Genomic DNA, 23991 nt, shown 5'->3' with positions numbered 1-23991 from the left:
GACATGATAGCCGATCAGAAATCGATCTGGAAGCTGTAAACGTCTTCCTCCAGGCTGCTTTTCACGGTGAAGCCGCAATGGAGGAAGATGGCCTGCATGCGTTTGTTGTCCCGGAGCACCTCGGCGGAAAAACCTCCAATGCCGTTTCGTTTGGCGATGGTGACCAGATGCCGGAAGAGAAAGGAGCCGATCCGCTTGTTCTGCCATTCGTCGCGGACGATAAAGGCCACCTCGGCCCGGTTGGTTTTTTCGTCCAGGTAGTAGCGGCCGATGGCGATGATCTCCTCGCCGTGCGCCTCGGGCACGGTGCCGACAATGGCGGCGTCCTTGCGGTGGTCGATGTAGACGAAGTTCTGGATCTGCTTGTGGCCGAAGCGCTGGCTGTGGGTCATGAAGCGGTAATAGAGGGTTTCCTGGGATAACGCGTAGAGGATATCCCGCATCCGGGGCTCGTCGGTGAGATGCACCGGCCGGAAATTGATCTGGGTGCCGTCTTCGAGCAGCATGGTGGTGTTCATCTCCTGGGAGGCGATCATGAAGCGGCCTTCCACCTCGCCGAGATCCTGGCGAAGATATTTTGCCTCGATGGCCTCCCGGAAGAGTTGTTCCCGGAAATTTGGGTGGGCGATGCTGATCAGGGCAACGGCCCGTTCCTGCACGCTCTTTCCGTGCAGGTAGGCAATGCCGTATTCCGTGGCCACGTAATGCACCTCGCCCCGGGTGGTGACCACCCCGGCCCCCGGGGTTAACCGGGTGACGATGCGGGAGATGGTCTTGTTCTTGGCCGTTGATTCCAGGGCGATGATGGGCTTGCCGCCGATGGAGCGGGCTGCGCCCCGGTTGAAGTCCACCTGGCCGCCGATGCCGGAATAGAAGAGGGAGCCCAGGGAGTCGGCGCAGACCTGGCCGGTGAGGTCGATTTCCAGAGCCATGTTGATGGAGACCATCTTGTGCTGCCTGCCGATGATGTGGGCGTCGTTCACATATTCCGTGGGCCTAAAGCAGAAGAGGGGGTTGTTGTCTATGTAGTCGTAGAGCCGCTGGGTGCCCATGCAGAAGCTGGCCACGATCCGCCCTTTGTCCGTGGTTTTTCGGCTGCCGGTAACAGCGCCCGATTCCACCAGGTCGATGATGGAGTCGGTGAGCATTTCCGTATGGATGCCGAGGTTTTTCTTGTCGCGCAAAAATTCCACCAGGGCGTGGGGAATGCGGCCGATGCCGAATTCGATCGTTGATTCGTCTTCGATCAGGGCGGCGATATGCTCGCCGATGCGGCGGGTGTCCTCGGACACTTGCGTGGATTCCCGTTCGATGATGGGGCTTGCCGCAGGCACCAGAATGTCGAGGTCGTAGATGTCGAGAAAGCTGTCGCCCAGGGTTTTCGGCATCAAGGGGTTCACCTGGGCGATCACCAGGGAGGCGTTTTCCGCCGCGCTTTTGACGATGTCCACCGAGACGCCCAGGCTCACCTTGCCGCGCATGTCCGGGGGGGTTACCTGGATGAGGGCCACGTCGATGGGGAGCTGGCCGGAGTTGAACAACTGGGGAATGTCGGAGAGCAGGGTGGGGGTATAGTTGCCCAGTCCCTGCTGGATGTGCTCCCGGATGTTGGCGCCGATGAAAAAGCTGTTCACCGAAAAGCAGTCGGCCAGGCCGCGGCTGGCGTATGGGGCATCGCCCTTGGTCAGGAGCTGGATGATCTCCACGTCGGCCAGCTCGCTTGCCCGTTCGGTGAGAGCCTTGACCAGCAAGACCGGCTCGGCGCAGGCCGTGCCGATGAAGACCCGCTGGCCCGGCTTGATCTTGGCTGCCGCCTGGTAAGGCGTGGCGATCATGTCGCTGTATTTTTCCTGCCAGTCGGGATCGTAATTCTTTGCATTGCTCATCGCGCCACCTCAAAGCTCTGCAAGGTCATTCTCGCATCCGCCACCACCGGCTCGGTGCCGGTTTCCCCAACGATGAAGGGGTTGATGTCCAGTTCGGCAATCTGCGGGAAATCGGTGGTCAACTGGCTGATCCGCTGCAAGCCGTTGGCAATGCCGGCAAGGTCCACGCCCTTGTGGCCGCGTTTTCCCTTAAGGATTTCGTAGGAGCGGGTGCTCATCAGCATCTGGATGGCCTCTTCGTTGGTAATGGGCGCGAGATAAAAGGTGACGTCCTTCATTACCTCGACAAAGATGCCGCCCAAGCCGAACATGAGCATGGGGCCGAATTGGGGGTCGCGGTTCATGCCGATGATTACCTCAAGGCCGCGGGAGAGCATCTTTTCCACATAGATCCCTTCGATCCAGGCCTCCGGCGCCCGCTGGGCAATGCGGAGCATCATGAGGTCGTAGGCGTCCGCCACCGCATCACCGCTGGTCACGTTGAGCCTCACCCCGCCGAGATCGGATTTGTGGATGATGTCCGGGGAAACGATCTTCATGGCCACCGGATAGCCGATGCGCTCGGCTATTTCCATGGCCTCGTCCACATTGGTGGCCAGATACCCCTGGGGAATCTGGAAGCCGTAGGCCGCCAGGATGCTCTTTGCCTTGACCTCGCCGATCTGCAGTCGGTTGGTCCGCAAGCGGCGGGTGATGATGCGCTCCACCCGGCGCCGGTTTACCGGGAAGCGGGCCACCATCCTGGGCGGGCGCTTGCGCCAGGCGCTGTATTCCGCCATGGCCTTGAGCGCGGCCACGGCCCGTTCCGGGGAGGGATAATCGGGCAGCCCCGCGGCCACCAGCTCATCGCGGCCCGGCATGACCTCGGCCCCGCCCATGAAGGCGACAACCACGGGTTTGTCTCCCTTGTGGCAGCCGGCAATGGCCCGGGCGGTTTCCGCCGGTTTGGTCATGGCCTGGGGGGTGAGGATGATGACTATTGCGTCCACGGCCTCGTCTTCCTGGGCCGCCTCCAGGGCGGCCACATAGCGGGCCGGTTCCGCATCGCCCAGCACATCGATGGGATTGCCGATGCTGGCCGCACTGGGCAGTTTTTGGCGCAGAGCGCTGGCGGTGTTGCGGTCCAGGGTGGCCACGGTCATCCCTGCTTTTTCCACGGCATCGGCGGCCATGGTGCCCGGGCCGCCGGCATTGGTGATGATCAGCACCCGCTTGCCCTTGGGCAGTGGCTGCATGGCAAAAAGAGCGCCATAATCGGCCAGGGCCTCGAAGTTGTCGGCCCGGATGACCCCGGAGCGCATGAAGGCTGCGCCATAGGCGATCTCCTCTCCGGCCAGCACCCCGGTGTGGGAGGAGGCGGCCTTCTGCCCGGCCACGGTGGTGCCGGCTTTCAAGATGATCACCGGCTTTTTGCTTGAGGCCTCGGTGGCCGCCTTGACAAACTCGTCCCCGCAGGCAATGTCTTCGAGATAGGCGATGATCACCTTGGTTTGCGGGTCGGCGGCCAGGGCGATCAGCAGATCACCTTCGTTGAGGTCCGCCTTGTTGCCCATGCTCACCATCTTGGCGATGCCGGTATGGCGGGCGGCGGCCAGGTCCAGCAGGGCGGTGCAGATGGCGCCGGACTGGGAGATAACCGAGATGCACCCAGGTTGCGGCATGCGGCTGGCAAAGGAAGCATTCATCCGGTGCTCGGTGTTGATCAGTCCCAGGCAATTGGGACCAAGCAGGGGCACCTTGTGGCTTTGGCAGAGTTCGGCGATCCTGCGTTGCAGTTCCGCGCCTTCCGCGCCCGTTTCCTTGAAGCCGGAACTGATCACGGCGATCGCCCCGGCCCGGGCCTCGAGGCAATCCCGCACCGCCTCCAGAACCATGCCGCTCGGCAGGGCGATGATGCAGAGATCGATTTTTTCTTGTGTCTTTTTGATCTCGGCCAGGCAGGGCAAGCCCAGGATTTCCGGGGCGGCCGGATTCACCGGGATGATCCGTCCGGCATAGTTGCCGGCCAGCAGGTTGGCGACAATATCGTGGCCGACCTTGCCCGGGGTGCGGGAGGCGCCGAGCACGGCGATGGATTCGGGATAGAAAAGCGGGGTGAGCATAATGTTTTCCTGTAAAGGATTACTACCCGATAAATTCGGGGATTTTCGGCAGGACCACGGAAAAGCCCGCCTCGCCCAGGGCTTGGTGCACGGCGCTGATATTGTAGGTGTTGACCCGCAGATAGATGCGTTCCGGCGCGGCCTCCTCCGGTTCGGTGCGGATCAGGCGGGTGAAGCGGATGCTGTGTTCCTCAAGCACCTTGGCGATGCGGGAAAGCGGTTTGCGCTTGCCGTCGTGTTCCACCACGATCATGGCGCTGCCCCGTTCGCCCAGGCCGAAAAGGCGGCGATAGGCAGCCATGAGGTCGCGCGTGGAAAACATGCCGATGACCCGCTGCTCCTGATCCACCACGGGCAGGGCTCCGATCTTCTCCCGGTCGAGGAGGATCAGGGCGTCGTCCAGGGTGGACATGGGGGTCAGGGTGAAAAAGGCGCGGCTCATGATGGCGCTCACCGGGGTCTGATCGAATTCCGAATGGCAGGCTTTGAGCCGTTCCTTGGGAAGCACCGAGGAGGGGGCGGCGGAGCGCAGATCCCGGTCGGTGACAATGCCGATCAACCGGTTTTCGCCATCCACCACCGGCAGATGGCGGAATTTGCCCTTTCCGAGAATTTCCCGCACCGCGGGGAGAGTGGTTTCCGGGGAAATAGTCACCGGGTTTCTGGTCATGTGCTGGGTGATGAACATGGTTCTTCCTCAATACTGTGGTTGCTTAAAGCGGTGAGATAGGTGGCCGTGCTGTCGGCCAGGCTTTCCAGGTGATAGCCGCCTTCGAGAATGGACAACAGCTTGCCCTGGCAGAATTTTTTCGCCCAACCAGCCAGGTGTTCCCCGAGCCTGCCGTAGAGTTCCGTGGAGTAGGCAAGGCCGGACATGTCATCGTCGCGGTGTCCGTCAAAACCCGCGGCCACGATGATCCGTTCCGGTGCGAAGGCGGCGAGGGCCGGTTCAACCCTTCGGGCAAAAGCGTTGAGCACCAGTTGGTCGTCCGCCCCGGGAGGCAGGGGGATATTCAGGGTGGCGCCGCGCCCCGGTCCGGTGCCGGCTTCTTCCGCATAGCCGCTACCGGGAAAGCTGAAGGTGGGATGCTCGTGCAGGCTGAGGTAAAAAACGTCAGGGTCTTCCTCAAAGGCGCTTTGGATGCCGTTGCCGTGATGGGCGTCAAAATCGAGGATCAGAATGCGCTTGCGGCCATACTGCTGCTGCCAGTAACGGGCGGCCACCACGCAGTTGTTCAAAAAACAGAAACCCAGGGCCAGGTTGCTTTCCGCGTGGTGCCCAGGGGGGCGCACCGCGCAGAACACCAGATTTTCCTCGCCTTCGAGCAGGTCGATGCCGGTGAGACCTGCTCCCGCCGAGAGCAGAGCAGCCTCGTAGGATTCAAAGCAAAGCTGGTTGTCCGGATGGTCTATATGGGTCTTGCCGGAAAGGGCGCACTCTTCCAGGCGAAAGAGGTAATGTTCGGCATGAAAGGTTGTCAGCCAGCACCGTTCCGCCTTGCGGGGTTCGATAATGGTGAGCCGGTCCTTGAGCGGCGAGGCCTGCAGCTTGGCCAGCAACGCAGTGAGGCGGTTCGGCGCTTCCGGATGCTCACCGCCGCCGGTGTCGTGGGCAAGATACAGGGGATGGGTGACAATGGTTATCGGGCGGGAGACAGGCACAGGGTATCCTTCCGAAAAATTCCCCCCCTGGCGGGGGAGGGTTAGGGTGAAGGGAGCCTTGGGCACAAAGTTACGAGTATAGGCCCTCTAGGTATTGTTACCTAATTATGTGAAAATCGCACGGGGAAAATGCTCAGGTGGAAATTTGCAGGCCTATTCTTGCGCAAAGGCGATACAGCATTGTACATGGCATTGAACGGAGGGAATGCCGGGAGAGTGTAATCTTTCGTCACCCACTGCCACGATGGCGACGACCGCGAGGACCTCAGAAAGGATGGCTGCCAATTCCTCCCCGTTCATCGTTGCCACAGGATATGGGCGGCTTCCAAAGGAACCGCAATGCCTGCGCGGTGCGGCACCACGCGCGTTGTATAGTCCTGGGCCGGTCGTTTTGCCTGAACCTGGGCGCCATAGACGTAGCCGTTTTCCGCGCCAACCAATTGTGGCCCGCGGGTCATCTCCTTGCGCACATGCGCAAAGCCGTTGCCTCCTTCCGCATATAACTCGACCCGTACCGCATTCGGGTCGAGGCCGTTCAGATAGACTTGAACCTCGAAGACATGCCGATTCCCTTTCTGCGTAATCTTTGTCTCGCCGAAGCGCAGGTTGCTCCACCCTCGATCCAGGCCGTCCCGCCAGTTCACTATCTGTGCCCCCATTTTCCCCTGATCCGTGGCGCGCTCACGGTAGGCCGCGGCGGCAGGGAGATAGTAATCCTCGGTATACTGGCGTACCGTGCGATTACTGGAAAAATGAGTTGTCAGGTGTGCCATGCTCTCGCGTATGCGTGCGACCCAGGCAACAGGAATACCGTTCCGGTCACGGTTGTAAAACTCGGGGATCACCTCTTGCTCAAGGAGGGAGTAGAGCGCTTCGGCTTCGACTGCATCCCAGTCTGGGTCGCTGTCGTGCTCCTTGCCGTCACCCAGCGCCCATCCCACTTCCGGGGTGTAGGCCTCCGCCCACCAGCCGTCCAATTCCGAGAGATTGAGGCCGCCATTGACGAGCACCTTCATGCCGCTGGTTCCACACGCCTCCCATGGCCGCCGGGGTGTGTTGATCCAGACATCGACCCCCTGGACAAGGTGCTCGCTCAAGAGCATGTTGTAGTCACTGAGGAAGGCCACATGCCGGCGGGCTTCGGAATGCCGGATAAACTGCGTCCACTGTCGAATGAGGGCTTGGCCTTCCAAGTCGGAAGGGTGGGCCTTGCCAGCTATAATGAGCTGTACCGGACGTTGCGGATGAGTCAACAGGCGCAGCAGCCGCTCCGGATCGTGCAGCAGCATATTGGGTCGTTTGTAGGCGGCGAAGCGACGGGCAAAACCCAAGGTCAACACGTTGGGATCAAAAAAATGTCCCGCCTCCGCCACCTCTTCGGGCGAGGCGCCGGAGGCAGTCAACTGTCTCGACAAGCGGTCGCGCACATAGGCCACAAAAGATTGGCTGGCGTCGAAGCGAAATTGCCAGAGTCTGGCGTCGGAGACGCGGCGTATTTCGTGCCCCAGGGTTTCCGTTGTCCCCAGCCAGCGGCACTTGCCGCAGGTTTCCGTCCACAGGTCATCCGCCTCTGGGGAGTCCCAGGTCGGCATGTGAACTCCGTTGGTGACGTGGCCGATGGGCACTTCCTCCTCGGGCCAGCGCGGGAAGAGCGGCTCAAAGAGATGTCGGCTCACCTGCCCATGCAAACGACTTACGCCATTGACCGCCCCGCTCCCGTGGATCGCCAGATAGGCCATGTTGAAACTCTCAGACGGATCATCCGGATTCCGGCGACCGAGCGCCAGCAGGTTGTCCAGGGTAAGGCCGAGCTTTGCCCCGTATCCTTCAAGGTACTGCTCTATAAGGGCCGGAGCAAAGCGATCAAAGCCGACCGCCACCGCAGTGTGCGTGGTGAACAGATTGCCCGCTCGCGTAACGGCCAGAGCCACGTCAAAAGGCTGATCTGTTTCCGCCATGAAATCCCGGGCGCGTTCCAACACGGCGAAGGCCGCATGGCCTTCGTTGAGGTGACAGACTTCCGGCTGGAGGCCGAGCGCGCGGAGCAACCGCCACCCGCCGAGCCCGAGCACCAGCTCTTGTTGCAGCCGCAACTCCGGTCCGCCTCCGTACAATTCGCTGGTAATGCCCCGATGCGTGGGGCAATTCGCGGCGTCATTGCTGTCCAGCAGATACAGCTTCACGCGACCGACCTGAACCTGCCAGGCACGCAGCCAGACCGAGTACCCGGGTAAGGCGATCTCTAATCGCAACCACTCCCCATTCGGTTTCCGCAAGGGGATGATCGGCAATTGCCCGGGATCGTTGTACGGAAAAATGGCTTGTTGCGCGCCGTCCTTGTCGAGCACCTGGCGAAAATAGCCTTGTTGGTAGAGCAGCCCCACGCCGACCACCGGAACGCCCAGATCGCTGGCGGTTTTGAGCTGATCGCCGGCCACATTGCCCAAGCCGCCAGAATAGATTGGCAGGGCTTCGCTCAACATGAATTCCATGCAAAAATACGCCACACAGGTCAGGGGCGTTTCGGGATGGCCGTGTTGAAACCACGCAGGCGCCTCCTCCGCCTGTTTTTTGGCCTGCACCAGGGCATCGATTTTGTTGCGGAAGATCGGATCGGCCAGCACTTCCTGGATCTTCTTCCTGGAGACGGTCTGCAGGATATCCCAAGGATGATGAGTCAGTTTCCACAGCACCGGATCAAGCTGCCGCCACACCTCGTCGGTGGCATGATCCCATGACCAACGCATATCCAAGGCAAGCTCGGTCAAGGAATCAAATCCCGCGATGTCCGTGGGTAAAAAACTGTAACCCAACTTGGTGACCGGTATTTTCTTGGTCATGGATTTTCCTCCAAGCCTTCTCTGCTTGCCTGTTAGGGAGAAGCAAAGACGATGGCGTTGTGCCGTCTGATGGTGTAGTGGGTCTCAATGTCTTGTATTTTCCGGCAATTCAGCGTGCCTTGTCAAGGGAAAGCGGGATTACGGGACGAAGGTATGCAGCCTTGATATCTTTTGTGGAATCGATCCAGCCTGCCGGATGATTTTTTTTTGTGTGCGATTGGGAGGCTGATTGCAGCGTAATCACGACAAGGCATTGTGTGGATGGGATTGCTGGGATATACTTCACTATCTTTTAACTTACGACACCATCGGATCATCCTGCCATGCGCCATGTTGCCACCCCGCATTTGCTTGCCTTGAAAAATCAGTTGGACGCCCTGGAGGCCGAGCGTTTGTCGCCGTTTGCCAGCCTGAGCAAGGATGGCCTTCGGCGGCGCCTTGAGGACGGGCAGGCCGAGGACCACCGCCAAGCCTTTGCCGTGGATGGCGACCGGATTCTGCATTCGCATGCCTATACGCGGTATATCGATAAAACCCAGGTCTTTTACATGGTCAGGAACGACCATATCACCCACCGGGTCTTGCATGTGCAGTTGGTCTCAAAAATCGCCCGGACCATCGGCCGCTATCTGCGGCTGAACGAGGATCTCATCGAGGCCATCGCCCTGGGCCATGATATCGGGCATCCGCCCTTTGGCCATGACGGGGAAAAGGTTCTGGACGCCCTGTGCCGCGGGCATGGGCTGCCTTCGTTCCAGCATAATCTGCAAAGCGTCCGGTTTCTGGAGCGCATCGAACGGCAGGGCAGGGGGTGGAACCTGACTCTGCAAACCCTGGACGGCATCATGTGCCACGATGGGGAGATCCACAATCGCCAACTTGCGCCCCAGCGCGGCAAGACCTTTGCCGACCTTGACCGGCATGGCGCGGCCAAGGGGCAAGATCCTCGCCATGAGCTGATTCCCATGACCATGGAAGGCTGCGTGGTCCGGTTTTCCGACACCATTGCCTATATCGGCCGGGATATCGAGGATGCCATCGAATTGAAGCTCATCAGCCGGGAGGATATTCCCCTGCGCTGCCAGAAGCTCTTCGGCCGGACCAACGGCAGCATTGTTTATCGTTTGGTTACCGACCTGATTGCGGGCGGCATCGAGGATGGAGCCATCGCCTTCAGCGAGGAGGTTTCCGAAGGGCTGAAGGCGATGAAGGGATTCAACTACGAACGGATCTACCTGAACCCGGCCATCAAGAAGGGGCTGGCCAAGATTACCACCTGTTATAAGGTGTTGTTCGAGTCCTGCCTTGACCAATTTGCCAGGCCGGAGCATCATGGGGAAATGGTTGCGAATTTTTTGCATGAACAGGGGCGGGAGTATGTCGAGGGCAGGCAGCCTGCCGCCCTGGCGCGGGATTTCATCGCCGGAATGACCGACAAGTATTTTCTCCGCCAGGCAAGGCGGTTGGGTTGCGAGACCCCGGAAAAAACATGAAAACGAAAATCAGAAGAATCCTGCCGGGGGAGAGTTTTCGGGTTCTCGCCATTGCCGCCTGTATCGGGCTGATGGCCGGGGCGGCGAATATCCTCTTTCGCACCACCGTCGGTCTGGTCCACGAGACGATTTTTGTCGGCGGCTCCGAACTGCTCGGTGTGGCGCAAGGCGGGTTGTATCTCCTGCTCCTGCCGCTGATTCCCCTGTGCGGCATGGTGCTGCTCATTCCCCTTTCCCTGCTGTTTCCCGGCGAGATAAACGGCTACGGCTTTCCGAAATTCTTGCGCCAGGTCAATCTGGAGGGCGGCATTGTCCGCTTTCGCACCATTCCCCTCAAGATCCTTTCCTGCGCCCTCACCATCGGCTCCGGCGGTTCCGCCGGGGTCGAGGGGCCCATTGCCCAGGTGGGCGGAGCAGTGGGCTCGCAGGTGGGCCAGTTTTTTCGGGTTTCCGGCAGCCGGATGAAGGTGTTTATCGCCGCCGGTTGCGCCGGCGGGGTGGCGGCCATGTTCAACGCCCCCATTGCCGGGGTCTTCTTCGCCGCCGAGATCGTTCTGCTCGGTACCTACGAAATCGGCTCCTTTGCCGCCCTGGTGATCTCCTCGGCCATGGCCACCGTTGTTTCCCGAGGGTACTATGGCGGCTCTCCCGCCTTTCCCATCCCCGCCTATGAAATAGTCAATTCCCTGATCGAGATCCCGCTCTATTCGCTGATGGGCGTGGTCATGGGCTTGGTGGCCGTATTGCACATCCATGTATTTTATACGATCCGCGACCGTTTTGCCGCGCTCTCCCTGCATCCGCAACTCAAGCCCCTGGTCGGCGCCCTGGGGCTCGGCGTGCTGGCCATGGGCTTTCCCCAGATCATGGGCGACGGGTACCATTATCTGGAAGAGGTGCTTGCCGGGCACGGTGTGTTTTGGGTGATGGTCGCGCTGATTTTTTTAAAGATCGCGGCAACCGCCCTAACCTTGGGCTCCGGCGGCGCGGGCGGGGTGTTTGCTCCGGCGCTTTTTATCGGCGCCGTTACCGGCGGGGCTTTCGGTTCCGCGGCCCATTCCCTGCTGCCCCAGTATACCGCCAATCCCGGCGCCTATGCCGCGGTGGGCATCGGCGCCTTTCTTGCCGCCGCCACCCATGCGCCGCTCACCGCCATCTTTTTGCTCTTTGAGATGACCGGCAACTACCTCATCATCATCCCCATCATGCTCTCCAGCATCATCGGCACCGTGGTGGCCTCCCGCCTGAATCCCGATTCCATCGACACCGTGGATTTCAGCCGCGACGGCATCGATCTCCATGAAGGCAGGGAGATCTCGGTGATGAAGTCCATCAAGGTCGGCAGGGTTATCAGCGAGGATGTGGATTTTATCAGCGAGCAGGCCAATGTGGACCAGTTACTGACCATCTTCAGCATGGCCAGGGACAGCTTCTATTTTCCGGTGGTGGATGAAAGCGGCAGGATGACCGGGGTTGTCTCGTTGCAGGATGTGAAGAGCATTCTCCACGACGAGGAGTTGCGGCTTTCCGCCCGGGTGGGCAATATCTGCACCCGCAAGGTGGTGGTGCTCACGCCGGAAGACAACCTCCACACCGCCATGGCCCTCTTTGATGCCAAGGGACTGGAAGAGATTCCGGTGGTGGAAGCGGAGGATAACCGCTGGGTGGTGGGGATGCTCAAGCGCCGCGAGGTCATCGCCGCGTACAACAAAGAGGTCCTCCGGAGGGGAATCAGCGAACGGGTTGCCCCGGTTTCCTCTGTTTCCGCGGAATAGCGAGGGTTGGTTAGGCGTTTTTTGTTCTTTGACTTTCCTGGTCAAGGACTCCTATAATCAAAATACAGTTTTTCTATTTTTTGGTTTCTCTGAGAGGGAAGGCTGTTCTCAGGCGTTTGTCAGACGGGAGAAGCGCCCCATGCCCAAAAAGATTCTGGTGGTGGACAACCACCCGCTCATCCTTGAACTCCTTTCCAGTTTTCTAGAAAAGGAGGGGCATGCGGTGCGCGTTGCCCAGGATGGCCTTTCCGCTCTTGATGTCCTAGACGATTTTACCCCGGACATCATGTTTATCGACCTGGTCATGCCCAACATCAGCGGGGACAAGCTGTGCCGCATTGTTCGCGCCATGCCCCATCTTCAGGATGTTTTCGTGGTAATCCTTTCCGCCATTGTCAGCGAAGGGGAAACGGATTTTCTTTCCTACGGCGCCGATGCCTGCATTGCCAAAGGGTCGGTCAAGAATATCTTCCTCCATGTGCAGGAACTCATCGCCGACTCCGGGAAACGGGCAACGCGGGAGTGGGAGCCGCGGATTTTCGGGCTTGAGGGGATCTGTCAGCGGGAAATCACCAAGGAACTCTTGCATTCGCAACGGCATCTGGAGCTGGTTCTTGATCACATGTCCGAAGGCGTGGTCCGGATTACCCGAGAGCAGAAGATCATCTATGTAAACGCCAGCGCCGTGGATTTGTTTGAGCAACCGGAAGAAAAGATCTTGGGCGTGAATTTCCCCGGCCTTTTTCAAGAGCCGTATGCCTCCTCGGTGCGTCATCTGGTTGAGAATGTTAATCATCATTCTGTTCATGTCGGGGAGGATGAGGAAATTCTTCTCGGGCACAAGCGACTCCTGCTCCATTTTCTTTCCATTCCGGAAGACGAAAACGGGGCGATCCTCGCCCTTGTTCGTGATATTACCAAGAGCAAGGAGGATGAAGCGCGGATGCGGGAGTATGGCGAGCATCTTTCCGGGCTGGTTGAGGAGCGGACCCTCAGCCTGACCGAGACAAACAAACGGTTGCAGAAGGAGATTGTCGAGCGGACCAAGGTTGAAAAGAGCCTGGCCAGAGCGCATAGTAGGCTGCTTACCGTGCTCGACAGCCTTGACGCCATTATTTATGTGGTCAACATGACCAGCTATGAAATACTTTTTATGAATCGTCATGCCCGGGAGACCTTCGGGGAAGGGGCAGGGCGGATATGCTGGACAGTCATGCAGTGCGGTAAGGACGGGCCTTGCGATTTTTGCAGCAACGAAAAGGTAATGGCCATCAACGGCGTCACGCGGGACAGGGGCGGCGGCGTTTACGTCTGGGAAAATTGCAACAGCATAACCGGACGCTGGTATGAGCACCATGACCGGGTTATCAAGTGGGTTGGCGATCTTCGGGTAAAACTCAGTATCGGCACGGATATTTCGGAGAGGAAGAGCGAGGAGAACCAGGAACGGGAATTGCGGGAATTGCTGGAGGAGCGGGTCAGTCAACGCACGGCGGAGATAGAAAAAATTCACCGGCAGTTGCTCCATGCGGAGAAGTTGAGCGCGGTGGGCAAGCTGGCCGCTTCCATCGCCCACGAATTCAATAATCCCATCTGCGGGATTCGCAATGTGCTGGACGGTTTGAAGCGGCAAAGCTGCCTGGAAGGGGAAAATCTTCAGATGGTGGAACTTGCCATCCGTGAATGCGAGCGCATTGCCAAGCTCACCAAGGATTTGCAAAGTTTCAACCGGCCGACCAGCGGCATAGAAACCCGGGTGGATGTGCATGCCGCCCTGGAGGATATTCTCTTGCTCTGCCGGAAGAACCTCAAGAACAAGGGGATTTCGCTGCTTAAGGAATTCGCTTCGTCATTGCCGAGGGTCCAGGCGGTGGAGGATCAGCTCAAGCAGGTTTTCCTGAATCTTCTCACCAACGCCGAGGAGTCTATAACCGGTAAAACCGGCACAATAACGGTGCGAACCGAGGGCAGGGGAGGATTTGTCGCGGTGCAGTTCCAAGACACCGGCCACGGTATTGCCCAAGAAGATCAACCCAGGATTTTTGAACCGTTTTTTTCCACAAAGTCAGCGGCCAAGGGCACCGGGCTTGGCCTGGCGGTAAGTTACGGTATCGTGACCAGGCATGGCGGAACAATCGAGGTTGAGAGTGCCATTGGCATCGGCTCCATCTTTACCGTTCTTTTGCCGGTGGAGGGGCGGACATGAAAGAAAAAACTGGCCAATGGCGGAAAAACATCCTCCTGGTCGATGATGAAGAGATCATCCGTTGCACCCTGCGCCGGGATATCGAGGAAATGGGATATGGCGCCACGGCGGTTGCCGATGGGAAAACCGCGCTTGCCGCCTTGCAGGAAAATTACTACGATCTGGTGCTGACCGACCTGTGCATGGAAGGAATATCGGGAATAGAAGTTCTCAAAGGGGCAAAGGCCAGGAGCCCGGAGATCGGGGTGATCATCCTCACGGGCTTTGGGGATATCTCTTCTGCCATTGAAGCCCTGCGAAACGGGGCTGATGATTATCTGCTCAAGCCCTATGCCTTTACGGATCTGGCTCTGCGCCTGCGGAATTGTTTTGAAAAACAGGAGATGAAAAAACGCCTGAAGGTCTATGAAGGTTTTTTGCCCATCTGCTCGGTATGCAAGAAAATCAGAAACGACAAGGGGAAAGAGCCTGGCAGCGGTGACTGGCTGAGCGTCGAGGAGTATATGCAACGGGAAGCCGGGGTTCTGGCTTCGCATTCCTATTGTCCGGATTGTTACGAGAAGGCCATGCAGGAGCTGGAATCCTACCAGTCTGCCCACAAAAAATAGGGAGGTGTATCCGGCAAGAGCGTACTATCTTTTGTCTGTTCGTGAATTTTTTTCCTGTGCGGAAAGCAGGGGAATGCCCCGTATTTTTTCCGTATTGTGCTTGAGGGATGCCATGTGATAGGGTTCTGCAATTCTGCAACCCAAGCGGTAACCCAAGCGGTAGGAAAAGTTGAATGGACGAAAAGAAGAAGCCCCTCGCCTCTCTGTGCAAAAAAGCGCATGCCTGCCGGGATGCGCATAACTATTGCCGGCCGGCTTTTCCCATTGACGGCGATAGTTTTTATTTTGTTGGCCAGGGGGAGAAGGATTGCCCCTACCAGCGGAAATATGGCAGCCTGTACACCTGTGACTGTCCGGTACGCATAGAAATCTATCAGCGCTACAAAATCTGACCGCCCCCGTCGTTGCCTTCCCTCCCCGTTTTCGGTTGAGTCTCAAAAAAATTCTGTAAGCCCAGCCTCCTGTTTGCCCAAATCTAGAGGGTTCCTCCCTGCGTCAGGCAGCGGCAGACGTTCTCCTGCCACTGTTCGATCTGTTCCCGGTGGAGTGCCGCCGAAGATTCCATTCCGCACACCGTGCAGAGCACTGTGGCGTTGTGTCAGCGTCCGGTAAGAATCGACTCGCCCCCGCAGAAGAGGCAGGCAAGGCGAAGCTGTGGACATTCTGTTGCGGGGGCGGTGGTGTCTGCTTGGTTGTTTGGGGGCATGGGCATGCTCGGCGCATATGTTTCAGGGGTGTTGGCAGGGAGAGGAAGCCATAAAAATACGCCAGGTCTTCAAGAAAACCAAGGTGTTTTTTTCTGTCTCAGTGAAAGCAGTGCGCCATTCTCTTTCCGTAAAATTCGCTTTGCAAGGTGACGGAGAGCGTGCTAGTCTGGCCAAGCCTCTGTTGTTTGAGATGCGTAAGTCCGCCTCCGCTACTTTCTTGGAAAAACCTGGCTCATGACAGAAAACGTTCCGCAAAAAATCCGCATCTATATCCTTGACGATGAAATAGTCACGGTCCGCCGGCTGGTGCAGGCCTTGGGCAAGGATGGCTATGAGGTCGAAGGCTTTGTCTCCGCTTCCGAGGCCATGGAGCGGTTTTCGGAAATACCCGCGGAGGTTTTGGTCACGGACGTTCGCCTCAACGATGCCGACGGCCTTGACATTCTCCAGCGGGTCATAGCTTTGGCCCCGGCGACCAAGGTTATCCTGATGACCGGCTATGCCTCGGTCGACCACGCGGTCCGGGCCATGAAGGCCGGAGCCTATCACTATCTCGCCAAGCCTTTCCGGCTTGAGGAGCTGCGCAATGCCGTGCGTGACGCCCTGCAGGATGCCGGCGCGGGCGGAGGTCTCGAGCCTGAGCCGGGAAGTGGCGACCGCTTTGCCGGGATCATCGGCTGTTCCCCGGCCATGCAGGAGATATTCAAGACCATCCGTCAGATCGCGCCGCTTAACTGTAACGTGCTCATTCAGGGGGAGTCGGGCACCGGCAAGGAGCTGGTGGCCAGGGCGCTCCACAGCGCCAGCGGACGAGGCCGGCAGCCCTTTATCCCCTTCAACTGCGGGGCCTTCAGCGAAGAGCTGGTGGCCAACGAGCTCTTTGGTCATGAAAAAGGGGCTTTTACCGGCGCGGTGAGCACCAAGCTAGGATTGCTGGAGGCGGCCAACGGCGGAACGGTTTTTCTCGATGAGGTTGGCGAGATGCCAATCCCCATGCAGATCAAGCTGCTGCGGGTTATCCAGGAACGAACGCTGTTGCGGGTGGGGGGCATCGCCCCGGTCAGCATCAATGTGCGGCTCATTGCCGCAACCAACCGGGATATTGAGAAGATGATCGCCGCCGGAGAGTTCCGCCAGGATCTGTTTTACCGTCTCAAGGTGGTGATGATCAATATCCCCCCCCTGCGCAAGCGCCAGGAGGATATCCCGTTGCTTGTGGAGCATTTCGTCTCTTTTATCGCCGAGCAGTTCGGCAAGCCCGTGCCGGAAATCGGCGCCGATTTTTTGGGGGCGCTCTCGTCGTATACCTTCCCCGGCAACGTCAGGGAGCTGCAGAATATCGTGGAGCGGGCGGTGGCTCTTTCCCGGGAATCGGTGCTCACGGCCAGGGATCTCCCGCCGGATATCTTTTTCGCCGAAACCAAACCCTCGGTTCCGGAAAAAAACACTCACCACCTGAAGGTTTTGGAGCAGGAACACATCACCGAGGTCTACCGCCGCACCGGCTTCAACCAGACCGAAACCGCCCGCCTGCTCGGCATCTCTCGCACCACCTTATGGCGACGTCTCAAGGCGCTCAATCTGTTTTCCGGGAAATAGCCGGTTTTTGCGTTTCCTTTCCGCAGTACTGTTTCCCTTTGAAACATCTGTTGCACCTATTAAAAATCATTTCAAAACAAGGAGTTACTTGTTTGCCGTTTCAGATGTGAACAGTTTTCTTTGCTCTTTCCCCCCCAATTTCTTGAAAAAACACACAGAAACAAGATGATGACTACTGTGGCATGATTCATGCTAGCTTGCGGTGCCGTAACGATTGCCTGCACAGGCATCCGAGGAGCATCCATGGAAGCTGGTATCGCACTCCTCCTGACTGGCGCCGTCGCCGATCCATCCGCCGTTGTCCATGCCGTTGAGCTTGCCCGGCGGACCACGGGAATTCTGCACACCGCGTACAAGGCGGAGCGAAAGGGTGAAGAGGCCAGCGAGACTCAGAAACAAGCTGTTTCTTTGCTCTCAACGCTTGGCGACCAGGCAGGGGTAAGGATTCATACGCACATCCTGGAAAGGTTGACAGGGGAGCCCCTGATCCGCTTTCTCTGCGCGCACCGGATATTCTGCCTTGTTCTCGGGGTTACTGACCGGAAAGGCTTGAAGCGTAAGAGCGCTTGGGTCAACCTGCTTCGCAAGCAGCTTCAGACAGAGAAAAACTGGTATCTGCCGGTCCTGTGGTCTGTTATCATGACTCCATGGGACGCATCTACCCTTGAGTGCGTTATTTTCGAAATCAACGGCCGGTCCCGGGCTGTGATGCCGGGGGGATCTTCCCTGGCGGATGGTGAAAGGGCCGACATTTTTTCAACAGTATTGCAACACAACAAGAATGAGTAAGGGAGGAAGAAGATGTACATGTATTTGCCAATAGCCCTCACCAGCGTAAATTATCTGGTGGTAATGGGCCTGGGACTGGCGGTCGGGTTGTTATCCGGCCTCTTTGGTGTGGGCGGAGGGTTTCTCATGACCCCGCTCCTGATGATGGTCGGCATCCCGCCGACAATTGCGGCGGCAACGGACGCCAACCAGATCGTGGCGGCTTCCGCTTCCGGAACCATTTCCCACTGGCGCCTCGGCAACGTCGATTTCAAGATGGGCCTCTATCTTTTGATCGGCGGGTTTGCCGGCGGAGCGGGCGGGGTACAGGTTATCAAATTACTGCGCGCCACTGGCGGCGCGGATTTTCTCATCAAGATGACCTATGTGGTTATGTTGGGTGGAGTCGGCAGTTTTATGTTCGTTGAAAGCCTCAATGCCATGCGGAAAACCAAGAAGGCTTCAGCCACATCTGCTCCGGCGGCTGCCCCGAAGGAAAAGAAGGGCGGCTTCTTCGCGGCCCTGCCCATGCAGACCTATTTTGAAAAATCAGGGGTCACCCATTCGGCCCTGGTCCCGCTTTTTCTTGGCACCTTTGTCGGCGTGCTTGCCGCAATCATGGGAGTCGGCGGCGGCTTTCTCATGGTGCCGGTAATGATCTACATGCTGCGGATGCCCATGCATGTAGTGGTTGGAACCAGCTTGTTCCAGATTCTTTTTACCTGCATTGAGGTTACCTATCTCCAGGCCTACTCCAATCACACGGTTGATTTCATCCTGGCCATTATTCTTCTGGTGGGTTCCGTGTTCGGCGCTCAGATCGGCACCGTTCTGGGTCGTAAGCTCCATGGCGATCAGTTGAAAATTCTCCTTTCCATCATCGTACTTGCCGTCACCGTTAAGATTGTTCTCGAGCTGGTGATGGAGCCTTCCATTCTTCTTTCCTATGCGGGAGGCCACTAAAATGAAACGTGCCATCATGAATTCCACTCGATTTTTCATGGCCATGGCTCTGGTGCTGTTCGGCCTTGCCACCGTGTCTGTTCCCGCGGCCCAAGCGCTTACCTGCTCGGTCACTCCGGACAATATTCCCATAACCTTCACCTATCATGGAGCGCAATTGGCAATCACCGGCCAGAGCGCGAGCACCGACGACCTGATCGTCACCATCACCAGCGAACCTGTTGATACTGCCTTGAGAAACTATGAAAAGGTAGGCGGGCTGGTCTGGATGAAAAAGGGGTCCCTTGAATTCAAGGATGCACCGCGCGTGTATCTGTTAAGCAGCACCGCCGATCTCAGCCGTATTCTGGACGCAGCGGAACTCAACCAGAATCTGCTCGGTTTTGAAGCCCTGCGCGGACATATCCGGATTGAAGACAGCAAGGGGAATCCCGCGGACGGAAAATGGTTCGACGAGTACCTCAAATTCAAGAAGGAGGAGAATGTCTACGACATGCGGGAGGGGGCCATTGTCCGCCAGCATGGGGAAAATGGCAACACCTATACGGTGGACGTTGCCTGGCCGTATCAGGCGCCTCCGGGAATATATACGGTGAATGTGGTTGCCGTCAGGAACGGCAAGGTAGTGGAGCGGGCTTCGGCCAATATTGAAGTCAAGAGCACAGGGATGGTTGCGGCCCTGTCAAAAATGGCCGTTGATCAGGCTGGATTGTATGGCATCATGGCTGTTATTGTCGCTCTGCTCGCCGGCTTGGGTGTGGGCGCGATCTTCAAGAAGGGTGGCGGTAGCCACTGATTTTATTTTTTAGTTTTTTTTTTAGTCGGCGTGGGGTAGAAAAAGAGAACCTTATCTACTCTCCACGCCGATTTTTTCAGGAGCGCAACGCATGGCCCTCCGTGATCTCCTGAAAGGATTTCCCTTCCAACGCTGGCTCACGCCAAAGGCCTGCCGGCCTCTGCCCCTGGTCTTTTCCCAGTTTCGCGAGGTGCTCAAGGCGAACAACCAGGCCCTTGAGATCATCGCCGACATGGGGGAGAAACTGAGCGGCGAGTATCTCTTCGATCTCCGCTATGTGGAAGCCACGGTCGAGGAGATGATCGCGGCCATGCGTCGAGCCATTGGCGCGATCAACATCCTGACCCAAGACCAGTGCGCAACGCTCCACGAGGTTTTTGCCTCCATGGAGGCAAGGGTCCGGGCCATTCTCACCAAGCGCGACGATAGGGAAGGCCCGCCCCTGCTTTGGCTTGCGGAGGTCGAGACCAGGCATTGGCCCCTGGTGGGCGGCAAGGCCGCGCATCTTTCCGAGTTGCTCAACAACCCCAAGGTTCGCGTCCCGGAAGGGTTTGTTATTACCAGCCGCCTGTTCCACGATTTGCTTGATCTGAACGGAATCCGCCCCGAATTTGATCTTTTTGAACAGGCGTTGGCAGAGTCCGACATCAATGAAGACCAACTTGACCTGCTGCGTCAGGCTTTGCAAAAAAAGGTGCTTAGCGCCGAGCCGCCTTCAGGATTTCTTGATGCCTTGGCCGGGTTTCTGAAGCGTCTCGCGGATCTGGGCGGTCCCCCGCTTTTTCTCGCGGTTCGCAGCAGCGCCCAGGAAGAGGATATGGATTTTTCCTTTGCCGGGCAGTTTCATTCCGAGTTACAGGTCCCACCCCAAGCAGAGCCGGTGTATCGCGCCTATCTCCAGGTCGCGGCCAGTCTTTTTGGCGCCAAGGCCATCCGTTACCGGCGGCAGGTCTTCCCCGAAGGCGGACCCATGTCCATTGCCGCCTGCTGCCAGCGCATGATTCCTGCCCGCGCCAGCGGCATCATCTATTCCGTTGATCCCATGGAACCCGGCTCGCAGAAAATGGTGGTGGTGGGCGCTCTGGGACAGGGGCAGGCGGTGGTCGAAGGGCAGGTGCCCACGGATTTTTTCAGACTCAGCAAGGAGGAGGCGCCGCGGATTGTTGAACAGATAATCGCCGCAAAACACGAGGCCTTGCTGGCGACGGGGGGCATGGACGGCGGGCTTGCCATGCAAGAGGTGCCGGAGGGGCAAGTCGAGGCCCCTTGTCTTGACGAGCCGATTCTTCTGGAGCTTGCCGCCGCTGCCATCCATCTGGAAACCTTTTTCAAAAGGCCCCAGGACATCGAATGGACCTTGGGGCAGGATGGCGTTCTCTACATTTTGCAATCCAGGCCTCTGTTGATCACGGAGAGCGCAAGGGAGAAGCATCTGCTTTCCGAAAAACTCGAAGGCTATGAGCTTATCGCGGCGGATTCCGGACGGGTGGCCCAGCAGGGCATCGGCGCCGGTCCGGCCTTTTGGGTGGAGACCCTGGCCGATCTCAAGGAGTTCCCCGAGGGCGCGGTGCTCATCAGCCACCGCGATTCCTCCCAATTCGTCCAGGTCATGCACCGGGCCTCGGCCATTGTCACCCAGGTGGGCAGCCCGACAAGCCACATGGCCACCCTCTGCCGGGAGTTGCGGGTTCCCTGCCTGGTCGGGGTTTCCGATATCATGGACAAGGTGGCGAATGGCGAGGAAATCACCGTGGACGCCGAGGATCGCCGGATCTACCGGGGCAGGGCGGTGGAACTGCTTACCTACCAGGCGACCACCACCATGGACCTGCACATGGCCCCTGAGTTTCGCATGTTGCGCCGGATTCTCCGGGAGGTTTCCCGGCTGAATCTGGTTGACCCGCTGATGCAGGAATTCAGTCCCGAAGGCTGCAAAACCTTCCACGATGTGCTGCGTTTCATCCATGAAACCGCGGTACTGCATCTGGTGGAGCTGGGGCGGGATGACCGCTGCCTGCCCGGCGGCTTGGCAAGGCGGTTGGATCTGCCCATTCAGGCCGGGATTCTTGCCATCGACATCGGCGGCGGCATTGCCCCGGACGCCCCGCGGGATCAGATTCCCTTTTCCGCCGTCCGCTCGATTCCCTTCCGGGCCATTCTCCAGGGCATGCTTTTCCCGGGGGCCTGGCACCAAGAGGCCATGCAGGTGAGCTTTCAGGACATGATGCACAGCATGATGACCACTCCGCAGGACACTCTTTCCGGGCAGTACACCGGGCACAACATCGCCATCATCAGCGAAACCTATGTGAACCTCTGCTTCCGTTTTGGGTATCATTTCAATATCATCGACGCCTTTTGCCACGATGTGGAGCGCGACAATCATATCTATTTCCGGTTTCTTGGCGGGGCCACGGACATTGCCAAGCGTTCGCGGCGGGCGACCCTCATCGCCACCATCCTTGAGGCCTTTGATTTCAGCGTGAAAACCAAGGGGGACCTGGTGATTGCCCGCACCGGCAATCTGGCGCAACCGGAAATGGAGCGCACCCTCGATATTCTTGGCCGGTTGATCGGTTTCACCAGGCAGTTGGACGTGCAGATGACCGACGACCAGGCCGTTGCCAGGTATGCCGAGGCGTTTCTCATGGGTGATTACGGTATTGTCGCCGGTAAATAATAGCAGGGAGGGAGAAGCAATGAGTGAGACGAACATGCGGCTGCTGGTGGTGGACGACGAACCCATTGTCGGCAAGCGGCTCAAGCAGGTGTTCGGCAAGATAGGTTTCGCCATTGAGACCTATACCGATTCGGTGGCGGCCCTCGCGGCCATGGCGGAAAAACCATTTGACATCGTGGTGACCGATCTGAAGATGGAAGGGATTGACGGCATCGAGGTGCTCAAAAGGGTCCGGGCCATGAATCCTGAAACCCGGGTGATCATCATCACCGGCTATGCCTCGCCGGATACGGCGGAACTGGCGGACCGGGAAGGGGTATTTGCCTTCCTGGCCAAGCCTTTCCGGCTGGATGAGCTGAAGCAGGTTATTTACCGCGCCATGGAAACCGACGGACTGAAAGCATGAGTCCCACTCTCCCTGCCTCCCAAGACCCAACCGATCAGGCGGAAGGTGCTCCGGCCCCGTCCCCTTGCCGGTTCCTCTTCCCCGGAATCCGTTCCATCCGGGGGAAACTCCTGGTCATGATCTCCATTGTCGCGGGCCTTGGCATCATCGCCACGGCCACCGCCAGCTTTGCCCTGTGGCGCATGGAGGATAAGATCCGGATCATCGAGTCGTTTTATGAGCTGAACCAGAAAGTGCTCGAGATCCGGCGGCATGAAAAAAATTATTTCCTGTTCAATGACCGGAAGGATTTGCTGAACGCCCTGGATTATGTGGATCAGGTCAGGGCGTCCATCGTCGCGGTGAAGGCGGTTCTTCTTGAAAACAAAAGCGAGCTGGAATTGCTCTACGACGAGGAGCTTGGCCGGTACGAAACCATTTCCCGGCAACTCCTGCGGGACGAATTGTCTCCCCGGAACAAACAATCCCTGGAGAATGCCCTGCGCAAACACGGCCAGAACATCACCAAGAGTATCTTCGAGATGGATACCAAGGCGCGGATCCGGGTGGAGCGCGAGGTCGCGGGCTATCAGAAAACCGCGGTGCTCATTCTCGCCCTGGCCGTGGGGCTTGGCTCCGTGCTGATTCTCTATATGATGCGCTGGATCATGCGGCCTCTTACCGCCATCCGCGAGGCCTCGTCCAGGATCAAGCAGGGGGAGATGAGCTCCATTCCGATGAACAGTGACATCCAGTGTTCGGTGGAAGGGATCGAGCTGGTCAATTCCCTGAATCTCATGCTCCAGGCCCTGAATGCCAAGCAAAATCAGTTGGTGCAGTCGGAAAAATTGGCGGCCATCGGCAAGGTCACCGCCGGCATCGCCCATGAGATCAACAATCCGTTGAACAATATCTCCCTCACCGCCGAGGTGCTGCTGGAGGATCTTCCCAACCTGGCCTGCAGCGAACGGATGGACATGGTGCGCGACATTCTGGTCCAGTCCGACCGGGCCCGGGAGGTGGTGCATCATCTGCTTGAGTTTTCCCGGACCCGCAAGTCCAATATCATGGTGCCGGTTGATCTCGTGGCGCTGATGGAAAGCTCCATTGCCCTGGTGAAGAATCAATTCCGCCTGGGTGGAATCGTCCACAATTTCCACCATCCCGATGAGCCGGTGCTGATCAGCGGCACCCCCAATCATTTGCAGCAGGTACTGGTCAACCTGATGCTCAACGCGGTCCAGGCCATGCAGCCCGACGGCCGTCTTGATCTTGCCGTGAGCGCCCAGGGGCAAGAGGCGCGCGTCGTGGTCAGCGACACCGGGGCGGGCATCGCCCCCGAGGCCTTGACCCGTATCTTCGACCCGTTTTTTACCACCAAGAACGAGGGGACCGGGCTAGGCCTCTCCTTGAGCTACGCCATCGTCAAGGACCATGGCGGCGACATCGAGGTGAAAAGCGAGCCGGGCAGGGGCACGACCTTCACGCTCATCTTTCCCCGCCTGTCCAAGGACCTCTGAG

At 58.3% G+C, this 23991-nt stretch carries 17 protein-coding genes; 12 read left to right on the top strand and 5 right to left on the bottom strand.

The genetic code is table 11. The features are described from left to right. Window positions 1–14 precede the first annotated feature (14 nt). The 5 genes from MWR57_RS06330 to glgP form a co-directional block, all read right to left on the bottom strand. Window positions 15–1886 (bottom strand): bifunctional acetyl-CoA hydrolase/transferase family protein/GNAT family N-acetyltransferase, encoded by a 1872-nt coding sequence (locus MWR57_RS06330; protein WP_423123959.1) that lies wholly within the window; start codon window positions 1884–1886, stop codon window positions 15–17. After that, window positions 1883–3988 (bottom strand): acetate--CoA ligase family protein, encoded by a 2106-nt coding sequence (locus tag MWR57_RS06325; RefSeq protein ID WP_423123958.1) that lies wholly within the window; start codon window positions 3986–3988, stop codon window positions 1883–1885. Before MWR57_RS06325 ends, MWR57_RS06330 begins: the two co-directional genes overlap by 4 nt. A 22-nt stretch (window positions 3989–4010) precedes the next feature. Next, window positions 4011–4676, bottom strand: a complete 666-nt coding sequence (locus MWR57_RS06320; RefSeq protein WP_423123957.1) for a CBS domain-containing protein — start codon at window positions 4674–4676, stop codon at window positions 4011–4013. Next, on the bottom strand, window positions 4655–5650 hold the full coding sequence (locus MWR57_RS06315) for a histone deacetylase family protein (protein ID WP_423123955.1): 996 nt from the start codon (window positions 5648–5650) through the stop codon (window positions 4655–4657). The genes MWR57_RS06320 and MWR57_RS06315 overlap by 22 nt, the downstream gene beginning before the upstream one ends. 296 nt (window positions 5651–5946) lie before the next feature. After that, window positions 5947–8490: an alpha-glucan family phosphorylase gene (gene glgP / locus MWR57_RS06310; protein ID WP_423123954.1), complete on the bottom strand. Its 2544-nt coding sequence runs from the start codon at window positions 8488–8490 to the stop codon at window positions 5947–5949. 323 nt (window positions 8491–8813) lie between these two features. Here glgP and MWR57_RS06305 point away from each other — a divergent pair, with 323 nt between their 5' ends. From MWR57_RS06305 to MWR57_RS06250, 12 genes are all read left to right on the top strand, one after another. Beyond that, window positions 8814–9983: a deoxyguanosinetriphosphate triphosphohydrolase family protein gene (locus MWR57_RS06305; protein ID WP_423123953.1), complete on the top strand. Its 1170-nt coding sequence runs from the start codon at window positions 8814–8816 to the stop codon at window positions 9981–9983. Further along, window positions 9980–11758 (top strand): chloride channel protein, encoded by a 1779-nt coding sequence (locus tag MWR57_RS06300; RefSeq protein ID WP_423123952.1) that lies wholly within the window; start codon window positions 9980–9982, stop codon window positions 11756–11758. The genes MWR57_RS06305 and MWR57_RS06300 overlap by 4 nt, the downstream gene beginning before the upstream one ends. A gap of 139 nt (window positions 11759–11897) precedes the next feature. Further along, the gene (locus tag MWR57_RS06295) at window positions 11898–13964 is read left to right on the top strand and encodes an ATP-binding protein (RefSeq protein WP_423123951.1); all 2067 of its coding nucleotides are present in this window, start codon (window positions 11898–11900) and stop codon (window positions 13962–13964) included. Next, window positions 13961–14572 (top strand): response regulator, encoded by a 612-nt coding sequence (locus tag MWR57_RS06290; protein WP_423123950.1) that lies wholly within the window; start codon window positions 13961–13963, stop codon window positions 14570–14572. The genes MWR57_RS06295 and MWR57_RS06290 overlap by 4 nt, the downstream gene beginning before the upstream one ends. A gap of 173 nt (window positions 14573–14745) precedes the next feature. Beyond that, a complete protein-coding gene (locus MWR57_RS06285; RefSeq protein WP_423123949.1) occupies window positions 14746–14964 on the top strand; it encodes a hypothetical protein in 219 nt (72 codons plus the stop codon). 549 nt (window positions 14965–15513) lie between these two features. Continuing rightward, entirely contained in the window at window positions 15514–16878 is a 1365-nt protein-coding gene (locus tag MWR57_RS06280) for a sigma-54-dependent transcriptional regulator (RefSeq protein WP_423123948.1), read from the top strand. Between the two features lie 243 nt (window positions 16879–17121). After that, the gene (locus tag MWR57_RS06275; RefSeq protein WP_423123947.1) at window positions 17122–17667 is read left to right on the top strand and encodes a hypothetical protein; all 546 of its coding nucleotides are present in this window, start codon (window positions 17122–17124) and stop codon (window positions 17665–17667) included. Between the two features lie 12 nt (window positions 17668–17679). Further along, the gene (locus tag MWR57_RS06270; protein ID WP_423123946.1) at window positions 17680–18609 is read left to right on the top strand and encodes a sulfite exporter TauE/SafE family protein; all 930 of its coding nucleotides are present in this window, start codon (window positions 17680–17682) and stop codon (window positions 18607–18609) included. A gap of 1 nt (window position 18610) precedes the next feature. Beyond that, the gene (locus MWR57_RS06265; protein ID WP_423123945.1) at window positions 18611–19405 is read left to right on the top strand and encodes a TIGR02186 family protein; all 795 of its coding nucleotides are present in this window, start codon (window positions 18611–18613) and stop codon (window positions 19403–19405) included. Window positions 19406–19496: 91 nt separating this feature from the next. Continuing rightward, the gene (locus MWR57_RS06260; RefSeq protein ID WP_423123944.1) at window positions 19497–22085 is read left to right on the top strand and encodes a PEP/pyruvate-binding domain-containing protein; all 2589 of its coding nucleotides are present in this window, start codon (window positions 19497–19499) and stop codon (window positions 22083–22085) included. 19 nt (window positions 22086–22104) lie between these two features. Further along, window positions 22105–22491 (top strand): response regulator, encoded by a 387-nt coding sequence (locus MWR57_RS06255; RefSeq protein WP_423123943.1) that lies wholly within the window; start codon window positions 22105–22107, stop codon window positions 22489–22491. After that, on the top strand, window positions 22488–23990 hold the full coding sequence (locus MWR57_RS06250) for a sensor histidine kinase (protein WP_423123942.1): 1503 nt from the start codon (window positions 22488–22490) through the stop codon (window positions 23988–23990). The genes MWR57_RS06255 and MWR57_RS06250 overlap by 4 nt, the downstream gene beginning before the upstream one ends. The last annotated feature ends 1 nt before the right edge of the window (window position 23991 follow it).

This window comes from Hydrosulfovibrio ferrireducens (assembly GCF_046883345.1).
In the GTDB taxonomy this organism is placed as follows: Bacteria; Desulfobacterota; Desulfobulbia; order Desulfobulbales; family Desulfurivibrionaceae; genus Thiovibrio; species Thiovibrio ferrireducens.
The sequence above is the reverse complement of the archived record's forward strand: the minus strand, read 5'-3'. Positions and strand labels throughout refer to the sequence as shown.